This window comes from Streptomyces sp. LN549, assembly GCF_043203805.1.
Lineage (GTDB): Bacteria > Actinomycetota > Actinomycetes > Streptomycetales > Streptomycetaceae > Streptomyces.
The window spans coordinates 3907135-3921572 of the sequence record NZ_JAZHRI010000002.1 but is presented as its reverse complement, the minus strand read 5'-3'; the positions used below and the strand labels follow the sequence as shown (position 1 = coordinate 3921572).

The 14438-nt window shown below is 72.6% G+C and carries 11 protein-coding genes and 1 pseudogene; 8 read left to right on the top strand and 4 right to left on the bottom strand.

Translation table 11 applies throughout. The features are described 5' to 3' along the window. Nucleotides 1-46: 46 nt before the first annotated feature. A complete protein-coding gene (locus tag SH922_RS17625; RefSeq protein ID WP_393058905.1) occupies nucleotides 47-949 on the bottom strand; it encodes an A/G-specific adenine glycosylase in 903 nt (300 codons plus the stop codon). A gap of 469 nt (nucleotides 950-1418) precedes the next feature. On the opposite strand from SH922_RS17625, the gene SH922_RS17620 reads away from it, so the two are divergent. Then, nucleotides 1419-2201 (top strand): hypothetical protein, encoded by a 783-nt coding sequence (locus tag SH922_RS17620; protein ID WP_393063600.1) that lies wholly within the window; start codon nucleotides 1419-1421, stop codon nucleotides 2199-2201. A gap of 138 nt (nucleotides 2202-2339) precedes the next feature. Here SH922_RS17620 and disA read toward each other — a convergent pair whose 3' ends face one another. Beyond that, nucleotides 2340-3464 carry a DNA integrity scanning diadenylate cyclase DisA gene (gene disA / locus SH922_RS17615; protein ID WP_351003023.1) on the bottom strand — a complete coding sequence of 375 codons (1125 nt, stop codon included), beginning with the start codon at nucleotides 3462-3464 and terminating at the stop codon, nucleotides 2340-2342. A 123-nt stretch (nucleotides 3465-3587) separates the two neighbouring features. Continuing rightward, nucleotides 3588-5000 carry a DNA repair protein RadA gene (gene radA, locus SH922_RS17610; protein ID WP_362552998.1) on the bottom strand — a complete coding sequence of 471 codons (1413 nt, stop codon included), beginning with the start codon at nucleotides 4998-5000 and terminating at the stop codon, nucleotides 3588-3590. Nucleotides 5001-5184: 184 nt separating this feature from the next. Between radA and SH922_RS17605 the strand changes: the two genes are divergently transcribed. After that, nucleotides 5185-7065 carry a hypothetical protein gene (locus SH922_RS17605; RefSeq protein WP_393058904.1) on the top strand — a complete coding sequence of 627 codons (1881 nt, stop codon included), beginning with the start codon at nucleotides 5185-5187 and terminating at the stop codon, nucleotides 7063-7065. Nucleotides 7066-7120: 55 nt separating this feature from the next. Here the strand turns inward: SH922_RS17605 and SH922_RS17600 are convergent, their stop codons facing one another. Continuing rightward, nucleotides 7121-7960, bottom strand: a complete 840-nt coding sequence (locus tag SH922_RS17600; RefSeq protein ID WP_393058903.1) for a hypothetical protein — start codon at nucleotides 7958-7960, stop codon at nucleotides 7121-7123. A 95-nt stretch (nucleotides 7961-8055) separates the two neighbouring features. On the opposite strand from SH922_RS17600, the gene SH922_RS17595 reads away from it, so the two are divergent. The 6 genes and pseudogenes from SH922_RS17595 to SH922_RS17570 all read left to right on the top strand — a co-directional run bounded on the left by SH922_RS17595 (nucleotide 8056) and on the right by SH922_RS17570 (nucleotide 14377). Further along, on the top strand, nucleotides 8056-9006 hold the full coding sequence (locus tag SH922_RS17595) for a Ppx/GppA family phosphatase (protein WP_393058902.1): 951 nt from the start codon (nucleotides 8056-8058) through the stop codon (nucleotides 9004-9006). A gap of 91 nt (nucleotides 9007-9097) precedes the next feature. Further along, nucleotides 9098-9922, top strand: a complete 825-nt coding sequence (locus SH922_RS17590; protein WP_393058901.1) for a sugar phosphate isomerase/epimerase family protein — start codon at nucleotides 9098-9100, stop codon at nucleotides 9920-9922. Continuing rightward, nucleotides 9919-10536: pseudogene (locus SH922_RS17585) on the top strand (TetR family transcriptional regulator); the annotation flags it as partial. The gene SH922_RS17590 and the pseudogene SH922_RS17585, both read left to right, overlap by 4 nt. A 362-nt stretch (nucleotides 10537-10898) precedes the next feature. Further along, complete coding sequence (ilvD, locus tag SH922_RS17580; protein WP_393058900.1) at nucleotides 10899-12749, top strand: dihydroxy-acid dehydratase; 1851 nt, start codon at nucleotides 10899-10901, stop codon at nucleotides 12747-12749. A 193-nt stretch (nucleotides 12750-12942) separates the two neighbouring features. Then, nucleotides 12943-13515, top strand: coding sequence for a hypothetical protein (locus SH922_RS17575; RefSeq protein WP_393058899.1), 573 nt, complete (start codon nucleotides 12943-12945; stop codon nucleotides 13513-13515). 46 nt (nucleotides 13516-13561) lie between these two features. Further along, entirely contained in the window at nucleotides 13562-14377 is an 816-nt protein-coding gene (locus SH922_RS17570; RefSeq protein ID WP_393058898.1) for a class I SAM-dependent methyltransferase, read from the top strand. Nucleotides 14378-14438 lie beyond the last annotated feature (61 nt).

Sequence of the window (14438 nt, the reverse complement as noted above, 5' to 3'; positions counted from 1 at the left end):
GAGGGACAAAGGGGGCCGGGGGAGCGGAACGGCTCCGCCCGGTCCGTCAGGTCAACGGCAGCCGGTACTGACCGCCCGCGAGCGGTTCGACCAGGCCGTCGGAGACCAGACCGTCCAGCGCACGGGCCCGCTGCACCGGCTCCTCCCACACCGCGTCGAGCGCCGACTGCGGCACCGGGGTCACCGAATCGCGCAGCACCGCGAGGAGCCTGCCGCGCACCTGCCGGTCCGTACCGGCGTAGGTCTGGCCGCGGCGCGGGGGTCCCTGGTGCGCGGGCTTCCCGGCCAGCCGCCAGGCGCACTGGCCGGCGATCGGGCAGCGCGTGCAGTCCTCGTTCTTCGCGGTGCAGACGAGGGCGCCGAGCTCCATCGTCGCGGCCGCCCACTGTGCCGCCTGCTCGTCCTCCTCCGGGAGCAGCGCACGGGCGAGCTTGCGCTCGGCGGCGGTGGTCGCGTTCGGCGGGTACTGGATGCCGGTCGCGGCCCGGGCGAACACCCTGCGGACGTTCGTGTCGAGGACGGCGTGCCGCTGCCGGTAGGCGAACGAGGCCACGGCGGCTGCCGTGTACTCGCCGATCCCGGGCAGTGCGAGCAGCTGGGCGTGCGCGCTCGGTACGTCGCCGCCGTGGCGTTCCGTTATGGCCTGGGCGGCCCCGTGCAGGCGCAGGGCCCGCCGCGGGTAGCCGAGCCGGCCCCACGCGCGGACCGCCTCGCCGGGCGGTTGTGCTGCGAGGTCGGCGGGTCGCGGCCAGCGGGCCAGCCACTGCTCGTACACCGGGAGGACCCGGTTGACGGGGGTCTGCTGCAGCATGAACTCACTCACCATCACACCCCAGGCGCCCGCTTCGGGGCGGCGCCAGGGCAGATCGCGGGCGTGCTGGTCGAACCACCCGATGACGGGAGTGTGGAGGGAGGTGGGGGGCGTCTGTGTCGCAGTTGTGGCAGTCATCGCATTGCCGATCCTGGCATGGAAGGGCAGACGAGGGTCAGGGGGACGGGGGTGTCGCCCCTCATAAGAGCCCTTGGAGTGATAGGGACACCCGTCTTCCCCAGCCCTGCCGGACCCGCGTTCCGGCAAGTGGCGGCACGCCCCGCGAGCCGTTGCGGCAACTGGCCCCATGGATCGCCTCCGGGCACCGCGGCCCTGCCGCGCCCGTTCCCGGTGCCCGTTCCCGCGCCCGTTCCCGTGCCCGTTCCCGGTGCGGCGGCCGTCGCTCCGGGAAGGTCGCATAGTGCAGTCATATGATCACTCAAGGTGCTCGCGATGCGGTCCGGAGCGGTAACAAGCCGCCCCAGGATGATGATCGGCAAAACTTGGGGGCCTGTGGCGGCGGGTGGGGCGGGAGTTGGCGCTCTTCTCTCGTACAGTTTGCGCCGTGGGATCTCTGCGTAATCCGATCGGGCCGCTTCCCTCCACCATCTACTGGCGACGGAGGGCGGTAGCGGCGACGCTGATTGCGCTGCTCGCGTTGCTGATCGTATGGGCCGTCACCTCCGGTGGCGGCAAGGGAAATCACGACGACTCACGGGCCCCCGGCTCCGGTCCCGTGGACTCGATCACGCCGGGACCCTCCGGTTCCGGCCCGGCGATCAGTGAACAGCCGGGCGGGCGTGACGAGTCGGGTGACACCGGCGGCAGCGGCGGGAGCGACGGCGGAAGTTCGGACGCGGGCTCCGACGGGGCGGGCGACGGGGCGGGCGACGACGGCAACGGCTCGGAGACGGAAGCCGGTTCCGGTGCGAGCGGCGGATCGGGCGGCGGAACCGCTGGGCAGCAGCTCCCGGCCGGCTCCTCGCTTCCCGACTGCGCGCCCGCCGCATTGCGGCTGACCCTGAAGACAGACCTCCGTTACGGACCCGGCGAGAAGCCGAAGTTCCGGCTGATCGGCACGAACACCTCGTCCACCGCGTGCAAGGCCGACTTCGGCCCGAAGGCCGCGGTCCTCACCGTCACCGAGGCGGGCGGTGACGACGAAGAGGTGTGGTCCTCCAAGGACTGCCCGCGCAACGCGGCCGCCGTGCTGCTGGAGGTACCGGCGAAGGCGACCGTCGAGCACGCCGTGGAGTGGGACCGCGCGAAGAGTGCGCCGAAGTGCGCGACCCCGCCTGCGGGGAACGTGGGCCCGGGGACGTACCTGGTCGAGGCCAAGGCCCCGGGTGAGCCCGTACAGCGCGCCTCGTTCGTCCTCGCGAAGGACTGACGCGGCGGCACGCCGGAGCGTGGGGCCGGGCGGCCGGGGCTGAGTATCTGAGCTCTGAGAAGTCTCCGGAGGGTCCCGCGCAGCCGCGCCCGGCATGACGGCCCGGCGTAACGACCCGGACGCGCCGAGGCGTACCGCCTACACGTACCGCTCGAGAATCGACGACTCGGCCAGCCGGGACAGCCCCTCGCGCACGCTGCGCGCCCGTGCCTCGCCGACCCCGTCGACCGTCTGGAGATCGTCCACGCTCGCCGCGAGCAGCTTCTGCAGACCGCCGAAGTGCTCCACCAGCCGGTCGATGATGGCCCCGGGCAGCCGCGGCACCTTCGCCAGCAGCCGGAAGCCGCGCGGAGACACCGCCGAGTCGAGCGTCTCCGGAGAGCCGCTGTACCCCAGCGCCCGTGCCACGACCGGGAGTTCGAGCAGCTCGGTGTGGGACAGCGCGTCCAGCTCGGTGAGCGCCTCTGCCACCGTCCGCGAGCGCTTCGCGGTCGGCTCCGGCACGTAGTCGCGCACGACCAGCTCGCGCTCCGGCTCCACGCCCGCGATCAACTCGTCGAGCTGGAGCGAGAGAAGCCGGCCGTCGGTCCCGAGCTCCACCACGTACTCGGCGATCTCGGTCGCGATCCGGCGGACCATCTCCAGGCGCTGGGCGACGGCGGTCACGTCCCGGACGGTCACGAGGTCCTCGATCTCCAGAGCGGAGAGCGTGCCCGCCACCTCGTCGAGCCGGAGCTTGTACCGCTCCAGCGTGGCGAGGGCCTGGTTGGCACGGGAGAGGATCGCGGCGGACTCCTCCAGGACCCGGCGCTCCCCGTCCACGTACAGCGCGATGAGGTGCATCGACTGCGAGACCGAGACGACCGGGAAATTGCACTGCTTGGAGACCCGGTCCGCCGTGCGGTGACGGGTGCCCGTCTCCTCGGTGGGGATCGAGGCGTCCGGGACCAGCTGGACGCCGGCTCGCAGGATCTTGGTCATGTCCTTGTCGAGGATCAATGCCCCGTCGAGCTTGGCGAGCTCGCGCAGCCTGGTCGCGGTGAATTCCACGTCCAGCACGAAACCGCCGGTGCACATCGACTCGACGGTCTTGTCCATGCCGAGCACGATCAGCCCGCCGGTGTTGCCACGGAGAATGCGCTCCAGGCCGTCCCGCAGGGCCATTCCGGGCGCGACGGCGGTCAACGAGGCGCGCATCAGCGCCTCGTTACCGGTGCCTTGGCCGGACTTTCCGGGCGATGCTGCCCGGTCGCTGGCTGCCACTGCACTCCTCCGGTCACAGGTTTGCGGTGCCCTCAGGGCTTCCGTTCGGATCAGACCTGATCCGAACGGAGGACCCCATGTCCCTCGTACCGTTCGTACGGACGGGCGAGACCAGGGCAAAGTCTACCGGCGTGCGCCGTCCTCCCGTGGGGCCTGTGTACGAGAGCGGCCGGGGAGCACTCTCAGGGCGTCGCCCATGTTGGCGACTTCCGTGACCTTCATACCGGCCGGGACCTTCCCCGGATCGGTCGGAACGAGTGCGTGGGTGAAGCCCAGACGGTGTGCCTCGGCCAGTCTGCGCTGGACTCCCGTGACCCTTCTGACCTCCCCCGCGAGACCGACCTCGCCGATCGCCACCAGGTTCTTCGGCAGCGGTGTGTCGCTTGCCGCGCTGGCCAGGGCGAGCGCGATGGCGAGGTCCGCGGCCGGCTCCGAGAGCTTCACACCGCCGACCGTGGCGCTGTAGATGTCCCGCTTGCCCAGCGAGCTGATCCGGCCGCGCTGCTCCAGGACGGCCAGCATCATCGACACCCGGGACGTCTCGAGACCCGAGGTGGTGCGCCGGGGCGAGGGGATCTGCGAATCGACGGTGAGTGCCTGCACCTCGGCGACCAGCGGGCGCTTGCCCTCCAGGGTCACCGTCAGGCAGGTGCCGGGCACGGGCTCGTCCCGGCGCGTGAGGAAGAGGCCGGAGGGGTCGGCGAGACCGGTGATGCCCTCGTCGTGGAGCTCGAAGCAGCCGACCTCGTCGGTCGCCCCGTAGCGGTTCTTGACGCCGCGCACGAGCCGCAGCCGGGCATGGCGGTCGCCCTCGAAGGAGAGCACCACGTCGACCAGGTGCTCCAGCAGCCGCGGCCCGGCGATCGCCCCGTCCTTGGTGACGTGGCCGACCAGCAGGGTCGACATGCCGCGCTCCTTGGAGGCGCGGATGAGCGCTCCCGCGACCTCGCGGACCTGCGCCATGCCGCCGGGCGCGCCGTCGATCTCGGGGGAGGCGACGGTCTGGACGGAGTCCAGGACGAGCAGGGACGGCTTGACCGCGTCCAAATGGCCCAGGACCGCGGACAGGTCGGTCTCGGCGGCCAGGTACAGATGGTCGTTGATCGCCCGGATCCGGTCGGCGCGCATGCGGACCTGGCTGGCGGACTCCTCGGCCGTGACGTAGAGCGTGCGGTGCTCCTCGCTCGCCGCCTTGGCCGCCACGTCCAGCAGCAGCGTGGACTTCCCGACGCCCGGCTCGCCCGCGAGCAGCACGACGGCGCCCGGCACCAGGCCGCCGCCCAGCACCCGGTCCAGCTCGCCGACGCCCGTCGAGCGGGCGGTGGCCTGGCGGCTGTCGACCTGGCCGATGGGGAGAGCGGCGGTGGAGACACGGCCGGCCGCCGTGGTCCGGACCGCAGGGGCGCCGCCGAACTCCACGACCGTCCCCCAGGCCTGGCACTCGAAGCAGCGGCCGAGCCACTTGGCGGTCGTCCAGCCGCATTCGGTGCAGTGATAGGACGGCCGGTCCTTCGCGGATTTCGTACGGGCAGCCATGGCGCCACCGTATAGGTGAGGTCGGACAGCGGAGCCCGGCGCGGTGCGCGGGCGGGGGCCGGGCACCGCCACGATGGGCGGAATCGCGGATTCCTGTCCCTTATTGAGCGATACATTCACCCGTAAGGGTTAAATGTGCTCAAGCGGTGCGAGGGGCATGCCCTGCCCTGCCTACGGTCGCAAGGTGACGAGCAGCAGGCTGGAGACCCCAACGAGCACCCCCGGCGCACACCGGGCGCAGCACCGCGCGCCCCACTCCTCGCCGAAGCAGCCTCCCGTCCGTTACGAGCCGCATCTCGACGGCCTGTTCACGTACTGCCTCTCCGTGCTCTGCGACCACGACGCCGCCACAGAGGCGCTCGGCGGAGTGCTGGCGCTGGCGGAGCGGCAGGGCGGGCGGTGTCCCGCGGACGAGGAGGAACGCAAGGCCTGGCTGTACGCACTGGCCAGATGGATGTGTCTGCGCAGGCTCGGCGAGCAGAAGCAGGGCCGCCAGGCGCACCGCAGACCTGACGGGGCCCGGGCCCGCAGGCAGGACGACCATCGCGGTCCCGCCGCACCGGCAGCCCGCGCGGGACGGCGCACGCCCGCGCACACCTCGAAGGCCGCGGTCGCGCCACCGCTCACGCCCTCCGTGCCCCGGTCCGCCACGACGGCGTCCCTTGCTCCCGCCTCGCCCGCCTCCCCTGTGGAGAGTCCCGCGGCCGCCGAGGCGCACCGCCGCGAACTGGCCCAGCTGGCCTGGCCCGAGGCGGCGGGCACCACCCCCGAGCAGCGTGAGGCGCTGGAGCTCGCTGTGCGCCACCGGCTCACCCCGCGCGCGGTCGCCGCAGTCCTCGGGCTGGAACCCGCGACCGCCCGGGAGCTCCTGGCCGCGGCCGCCTGCGAGGTGGAACGGACGAGGGCCGCCCTCGCCGTCGTGGAGAACGGCAACTGCCCCGCGGTCGGCAGGCTCACCGGCGACCATCGCGTGCTGCTCTCCGCCACCCTGCGCCGCGAACTCGTACGGCATGTGGACGACTGCCCGAGCTGCCGACGCGCGGCCGAGCGGGCCGGCGCCCAGGGCCCCTGGCCGGGGGCCGCGGTCACGCCCGTGGCCGCGCTGGCGGTCGTCGAGGCGCCGCGCCCCTCCGCCTATGTGGCGATGCTGCACGCTCAGAAGCATCAGAAGAATCGGTCCGCCACCCCCCGGTTCGACCGGACGGGCTTCCCGATGGACCCGAAGGACCACGCCGCGCGCCGGGACCGGCTGCGGTCCAGGGTCATGACGACGACGGTCGTCGCCACGGTCGTCGCCGCCCCCGTGATCGCCCTGTGGTCCGCCTACCGGGGCGCGCCGCTCACCGGCGAGGGGCGCGACGGGTCGGCGGTCACCGCGACCGAGACGGACGACGTCCACGGGGCCGACGACCCGTACGGCCACTACGAGAACGCGGGCAACGCCCGCCCCGAGCCCGGCCCGGGCTTCACGGACGGCGACCGCCTCCCGGACGTCTCGGCCGAGGTCATCAGTGTGGGCGCGGACCCGGACCGGGACGGGGGAGGGGACAGCGCGGGCCGGCTCACCGTGGAGGTCCGGTCGGCCGGCGGCACGACGATGATCACGCTCACCGCGTCGAAGGCGGGCCCGGTCGTCTGGTCGGCCGGCACGGGCCGGTCCTGGCTGCGCCTGAGCAGGACCTCGGGCACGCTCGCGGCGGGCGACAGCATCACGGTCCGCGTCCTCGTGGACCACACGCGCGAACCCGCCGGGTACTGGACCGCACGGGTCGCCATCGCCCCTTCGGGCTCGGTCGTGGCGATGCACGGGTACGGGGGGCGGGCACCTTCCGCCTCGCCGCGGCCCCCGGTGCCGAGTGGCCCGTCCCACTCGCACCCGACCGTTCCGCAGGAGCCGTCGCCCTCCTCCCCGGACCCCGATCCCACCCCCACACCCGACCCGACGGACACCACCCCGACGCCGACGGACCCGGGCTCACCGAGCCCGTCCCCGGACCCGACGGACTCCCCGTCCCCGACCGACCCGGGGCAGGGCGGCCCGAGCACCCCGCCGGCGGCGGACTGACGGGCCCAGTCCCGGGAGGAACGGGCCCGAGCACCCCGCCGGCGGGCCCTGGGTCCTATGCCGGGTCCGCCGGATGCGGTGCCATCGGCAGCAGCGAGGAGAGCCGCTCCTCGCACAGCTCGACCAGCCGGTCGTACGCCTCCTTGCCCATCAGCTCCGTGAGCTCGGGCCGGTACGACACGTACACCGGCTCCCCGGCACCGTGCGCCGACGTCGCCGACGTGCACCACCAGTGCAGGTCGTGGCCGCCCGGTCCCCAGCCCCGGCGGTCGTACTCACCGATCGTCACCTGGAGCACACGCGTGTCGTCGGGCCGGTCGATCCAGTCGTACGTACGCCGGACCGGAAGCTGCCAGCACACGTCCGGCTTGGTCTCCAGGGGCTCCTTGCCCTCCCGGAGCGCCAGGATGTGCAGCGAGCAGCCGGCCCCCGCGGCAAACCCGGGACGGTTCTGGAAGATGCAGGACCCCTCCCAGCGCCGCGTCTGGCGCTCGCCGTCGTCATCGGTCTGGACCCAGCCCGACTCCGAGCCCACGTCGTGGAACTGCCACAGCTCGGGAGTGAGCCGGGCGACGTGACCGGCCACCCGCTTCTCGTCGTCCTCGTCCGAGAAGTGGGCGCCCAGGGTGCAGCACCCGTCGTCCGCGCGACCGGCCTGGATGCCCTGGCAGCCACTGCCGAAGATGCAGGTCCACCTGGACGTCAGCCAGGTCAGGTCACAGCGGAAGACCTGCTCGTCGTCGGCGGGGTCCGGGAACTCCACCCACGCCCGCGCGAAGTCGATCCCGGTCTCGTCGGACCCCTGGGGTCCCTCTGTCTGCGGCTGCTGCATCTCCTGCTTCGTCTTCTGCTTCTTCGTGACTTTGCCCGGCTTCGCCTTTTTCGTCTTTGGCACGCGCCCAGAGTAAGACCGAGGGGCGCATGGGCGGGGCGCGGTGGCACGGGATGCGCCGGTCCGGCCCCGCCCGAAGCCGCAGTAGCGTTCTGCATATGAGACTCGGAGTCCTCGACGTGGGGTCGAACACGGTTCATCTGCTGGTGGTCGACGCGCACCCCGGTGCCCGCCCGCTGCCCGCGCACTCGCACAAGGCCGAGCTGCGTCTGGCCGAGCTCCTCGACGAGAACGGGGCGATCGGCCCGCTCGGCGTGGACCGGCTGGTGACGACGATCGCCGGTGCGCTCCAGGCCGCCGAGGACAAGGGCTGCGAGGACGTGCTGGCGTTCGCCACCTCCGCGGTGCGGGAGGCGAGCAACGCCGACAAGGTGCTGGCCCGGGTGCGCGACGAGACGGGCGTCGACCTCGCCGTCCTCAGCGGCACGGAGGAGGCCCGCCTCACCTTCCTCGCCGCCCGGCGCTGGTTCGGCTGGTCGGCGGGCAAGCTGCTCCTCCTGGACATCGGCGGCGGCTCGCTGGAGATCGCGTACGGGATCGACGAGGAACCGGACGCCGCCGTGTCGCTGCCGCTGGGCGCCGGCCGGCTCACGGCCGGCTGGCTGCCCGGCGATCCGCCGGACCCGGCGGAGGTGAAGGAGCTGCGCCGCCACGTGCGGGCGCGGATCGCCCGCAGTGTCGGCGAGTTCACTCGTTTCGGCCGCCCCGACCATGTCGTGGCCACGTCCAAGACCTTCAAGCAGCTCGCCAGGATCGCGGGCGCCGCACGCTCCACCGAGGGGCTGTACGTGCAGCGCACCCTCAGTCGCAAGGCCCTGGAGGAGTGGGTGCCGAAGCTGGCCGCGATGACGGTCGAGGAGCGGGGGAACCTCCCCGGCGTCTCCGAGGGCCGGTCCGCCCAGCTGCTGGCCGGCGCACTGGTCGCGGAGGGCGCGATGGACCTCCTGGGCGTCGAGGACCTGGAGATCTGCCCCTGGGCGCTGCGCGAGGGAGTGATCCTGCGCCGCCTGGACCACCTGACGTCCACCGAGGACGTCGCCCTGAACTGACGGGCCGCCCCGGGCGTGTCACCGTGATGGCCCTTCTCACTTTCCGCCGGACTCCCTCGGCGACGCGCACCGCTGCCCGTACGCTGTCTGCGTGGCAGAACCAGTGGTGCGCATCCCGGATGCGAAGGTCGCCCTGTCGACGGCCTCGGTCTATCCGGAGTCGACGGCGACGGCCTTCGAGATTGCCGCGCGCCTGGGGTACGACGGCGTCGAGGTCATGGTCTGGACCGACCCGGTCAGTCAGGACATCGAGGCCCTGCGTCGGCTCTCGGACTACCACCAGGTGCCGATCCTGGCCGTTCACGCTCCCTGTCTGCTGATCACGCAGCGGGTCTGGTCCACCGATCCCTGGGTCAAGCTCCAGCGGGCCCGCGCCGCGGCGGAGAAGCTCGGCGCGTCGACGGTCGTGGTCCATCCTCCGTTCCGGTGGCAGCGCAACTACGCGCGTGACTTCGTCACCGGAATCTGGCGGATGGCGGACGAGACCGATGTGCGGTTCGCCGTCGAGAACATGTACCCGTGGCGCTACCGGGACCGCGAGATGCTCGCGTACGCCCCCGACTGGGACGTCGCCAACGACGACTACCGCCACTTCACGGTCGACCTTTCGCACACCTCGACGGCGCGTACGGACGGCATGGCCATGGTCGACCGGATGGGTGACCGGCTGGCCCACGTCCACCTGGCCGACGGCAAGGGGTCCGGCAAGGACGAGCACCTGGTGCCGGGCCGCGGCGACCAGCCCTGTGCCGAACTGCTGGAGCGGCTGGCCCGGACCGGCTTCGACGGACATGTCGTCATCGAGGTCAACACCCGCCGGGCGATGTCCACCGCCGAACGCGAGGCCGACCTCGCCGAAGCCCTCGCCTTCACCCGGCTGCACCTCGCCTCCTCGGCGCAGGTGCCGCGCTCATGACCCCGGGCGCCGAAGCCCCGGGCCCCAGGCGCCGCGGCCGCCCCTCCCGCACCACGGCGACGACCGGTCCCGACGCGCGCACCCGCATCCTGGAGGCCGCCCGCGCCGAATTCGCCGCACGCGGCTACGACAAGACGTCGGTCCGCGGCATCGCGAAGGCGGCAGGTGTGGACGCCGCCCTGGTCCATCACTACTTCGGTACGAAGGACGAGGTCTTCGCCGCCGCGATCGAGCTCTCCTTCGAGCCCGCCCTGGTGATTCCGGCCATTCTGGGCAGCGACAAGGACGGCCTGGGGGAGCGGCTGGCCCGCTACTTCATCGCGGTCTGGGAGAACCCGGCGTCCAGGACCCCGCTGCTGGCGGTCATGCGCTCGGCCCTGACCCACGAGGCGGCGGCGAACGTACTGCGCGGCTTCGTCCTGCGGCGCCTGCTGGGAAGGATCGCGGAACAGCTGGACGTACCCGATCCCACCTTCCGCGCGGAACTGGCCGCCTCGCACATGGTGGGCATCGCGATGCTGCGCTATGTGCTCCGGGCGGAGCCCCTGGCATCGGCGGACCCGGAGAAGATCATCGCGATGGTGGCCCCGACCCTGCAGCGCTACCTGACCGACTCAACCCCCGCCGGTAGCTCAAGCCCCTCCACGAATCCGGACCGGCCAGGCAACTCAAGCCCTTCCACCGCTCCGGACCGGCCGGGCAACTCAAGCCCCTCCACCGCTCCGGGCCGGCCGGGCAACTCAAGCCCCTCCACCGCTCCGGACCGGCCAGGCAAATCAAGCCCCTCCGGCGATTGAGGAGCGGGGCCCGGGGCGGAGCCCCGAAACCCCCCACCTCCCGCACGCACCCCGCACCCGCACCCCGCACCCGCCCACCCCCTGAGCACCGCATCCCGCATTCCGGACACCCTGTCCAGATCCTGGCACGGGAGGCGTACGCTCGAAGCCAGTCTTTTCTGTCGAAGGAGCGAGAGACGATGCCGCAGCTGAGGTCCCGCACTGTCACCCACGGCCGCAACATGGCGGGCGCGCGCGCCCTTATGCGCGCCTCGGGCGTAGCGAGCGAGGACATCGGCAAGCCGATCATCGCGGTCGCCAACTCCTTCACCGAGTTCGTCCCCGGCCACACCCACCTCGCCCCGGTCGGCCGGATCGTCTCCGAGGCGATCAAGGCGGCGGGCGCGGTTCCCCGCGAGTTCAACACGATCGCGGTGGACGACGGCATCGCCATGGGCCACGGCGGCATGCTCTACAGCCTGCCCTCCCGCGACCTCATCGCCGACAGCGTGGAGTACATGGTCGAGGCGCACTGCGCCGACGCGCTGATCTGCATCTCGAACTGCGACAAGATCACCCCGGGCATGCTGATGGCCGCGATGCGCCTCAACATCCCCACCGTCTTCGTCTCCGGCGGTCCGATGGAGGCCGGCAAGGCCACCCTCGTCGACGGCACGGTCCGCAAGCTCGACCTGGTCAACGCGATCAGCGACGCGGTCGACGAGAGCATCTCCGACGAGGACATCCTCCGCATCGAGGAGAACGCCTGCCCCACCTGCGGCAGCTGTTCCGGCATGTTCACCGCCAACTCGATGAACTGCCTGACCGAGGTCCTCGGCCTCTCCCTCCCCGGCAACGGCTCCGTCCTCGCCACGCACACCGCCCGCAAGGCGCTGTACGAGGACGCCGGCCGCACGGTCGTCGAGATCACCAAGCGCTACTACGAGCAGGACGACGAGACGGTCCTGCCGCGTGCCATCGGCACCCGCGCCGCGTTCGACAACGCGATGGCGCTGGACATCGCCATGGGTGGTTCGACCAACACGATCCTGCACCTGCTGGCCGCCGCCGAGGAGGCGGAGCTGGCGTACAACCTCGACGACATCAACGAGGTCTCCCGCCGGGTCCCCTGCCTCTCCAAGGTCGCCCCCAACGTGGCCCCCGGCGGTACGTACTACATGGAGGACGTCCACCGGGCCGGTGGCATCCCCGCCCTCCTCGGTGAGCTCCACCGCGGCGGCCATCTCAACGAGGACGTGCACTCGGTGCACTCCGACACGCTCGCCGAGTGGCTCAAGAACTGGGACATCCGCGGCGGCTCGCCGTCCCCCGAGGCCGTCGAGCTGTGGCACGCGGCTCCGGGCTGTGTCCGTTCCGCGACCGCCTTCTCGCAGTCCGAGCGCTGGGACACCCTCGACCTGGACGCGGCGGGCGGCTGCATCCGCGACGTGGCCCACGCGTACTCCAAGGACGGCGGCCTGGCGGTCCTCAAGGGGAACATCGCCGTGGACGGCTGCGTCGTGAAGACGGCCGGCGTCGACGAGTCGATCTGGACCTTCGAGGGCCCGGCGGTCGTCTGCGAGTCCCAGGAGGAGGCCGTCGACAAGATCCTCCGCAAGGAGATCAAGGAGGGCGACGTCGTCGTCATCCGTTACGAGGGCCCGCGCGGCGGTCCAGGCATGCAGGAGATGCTCTACCCGACCTCCTTCCTCAAGGGCCGCGGTCTCGGCAAGAGCTGCGCCCTCGTCACCGACGGCCGCTTCTCCGGCGGTACGTCGGGCCTGTCCATCGGCCACGCCTCGCCCGAGGCGGCGTCCGGCGGCACGATCGCGCTCGTCGAGGACGGCGACCGGATCCGGATCGACATCCCGAACCGCTCGATCGAGCTCCTCGTCCCCGACGCCGAGCTGGCCACCCGCCGTGAGGCGCTGAACGGCGTGTACGCGCCGAAGAACCGCGAGCGCAAGGTCTCGGCGGCGCTGCGCGCCTACGCGGCCATGGCGACGAGCGCGGACCGCGGCGCCGTCCGCGACGTCTCCAAACTGGGCTGAGCCACCCTGTGTGCGGCCCCTTCCCGGAGGGGCCGCACACAGGACCAGGGGGCGTACTCCTCGTACACCGGCCCGCGGCGGGTGGAGGCGGGTGTCGGCACGTACACCTGCCCCGGCTCCTGGGAACGCCACGGCTGAGCCGCACCCGCACCGCTGCCCCGGGCTCCGCCCCGTCCCTGGGATAATCGGCCTCGTGACCGAGAACAGCGACACCCCCGACAGCACGGCTCCCGGCACCACCGAGTCCGGCACGACGCCCACCGGTGCCCCCGCGACCGCCCCCGGCCCGCAGCCCGAGCCCATCCGCTTCTTCGGCACGTCCTGGGTCGCCCACGACGGCAACTACGGGCTCCGCCGCGCCGGAGCCGCCCTCGGTTCGCTCGCCGCCGCGGTCGCCTCCTGCTTCGTGCTGCGATTCGCCTACCAGGGCCTGGAGATCGCCGACGTCGGCAGCTTCGTCGGCATGCTGGTCGTCCTGATGTTCGCCATCTGCAGCGCCGTCGCCTTCCGCAAGACGTGGGAGGGCTTCAGCCGCCGCCCGGCCGACCCGGGCCGTGAGGACACGCTGCGCGGTCTCAAGACCATCGGCTTCATCGGCTCGCTCCTCGCCTACTTCTTCCGTACGTTCACCGAGGCACCGGGCGAGCAGCTCCGGCGGGCGGAGTACGAGGCGGCCCAGGTCCGGTTCGCGAAGCGCCGCTCGGCCCGGACCGGGAACCCGGCGGCCCGCAGGACGGCCAAGGCGAAGAAGGCGCGCCGCAAGTAAGCGGGACCCGTCGCCCGGAGCGGACCGCGAGGGCCAGGATGGCCCGATGACCGCAACGAACTCCCCGGACGCCGTTCCGGAACGCACGCCGCACCCCTCGCCCGCAGCACCCCCGCGCGCCCTGTCCTTCGACCGGGCGGCCGCCCAGTACGCCGCCGCCCGGCCCGGCTACCCGGCCGCCCTGTTCGACGCCGTCGAGGAGCTCGCCGGCCGCCCCCTGCGCGGTGCCCGCACCCTCGACGTGGGCGCGGGCACCGGCATCTCCACCCGTAGCCTGCACGACCGCGGCGCCCACGTCGTCGCCGTGGAGCCGGGCCCCGGTATGGCGGCCGAGCTGCGCCGGGCCCTGCCGGGCGTCCCGCTGGTGCGGGGCGACGGCAACCACCTCCCGTTCGCCACGGCCTCGGCGGACCTGATCACGTACGCCCAGTCCTGGCACTGGACCGACCCGGCCCGCTCCGCTCCCGAGGCCCGGCGCGTCCTGCGGCCGGGCGGCGCGCTCGCCCTCTGGTGGAACACCGCCGACCACACCGTCCCGTGGATCGCCGCCCAGGACGACCGGCTGCGCCGCTTCTTCGGGGCCGGGACGGGCGCCGCGGAGACCAGCGCCCACGGCTCGCCCGTCAACCACCGCAATCTGCCGCCAGGCCTCGGCTTGGCGCACCGCCTCGTCCGGTGGACCCGGCGCGTCCCCCTGGCCACCCACCTCGCCAACCTCGGCAGCCACTCCGCCTTCCTGGTCCTCGGGGAGGAGCCCACCCTGCGCTTCCTCGACGAGGAGCGCGAGCACCTCGCGCCGCTCGTCCAGGACGGCACGGTCGAGGAGACGTACGTCGTCGACCTGAGCGTGGCCGTCCGCTGAACCGCACCCGCCCGCCCCGCCGACGCGCGATCCCTTGACGGCGGGGTCCCGCCGGGACCAA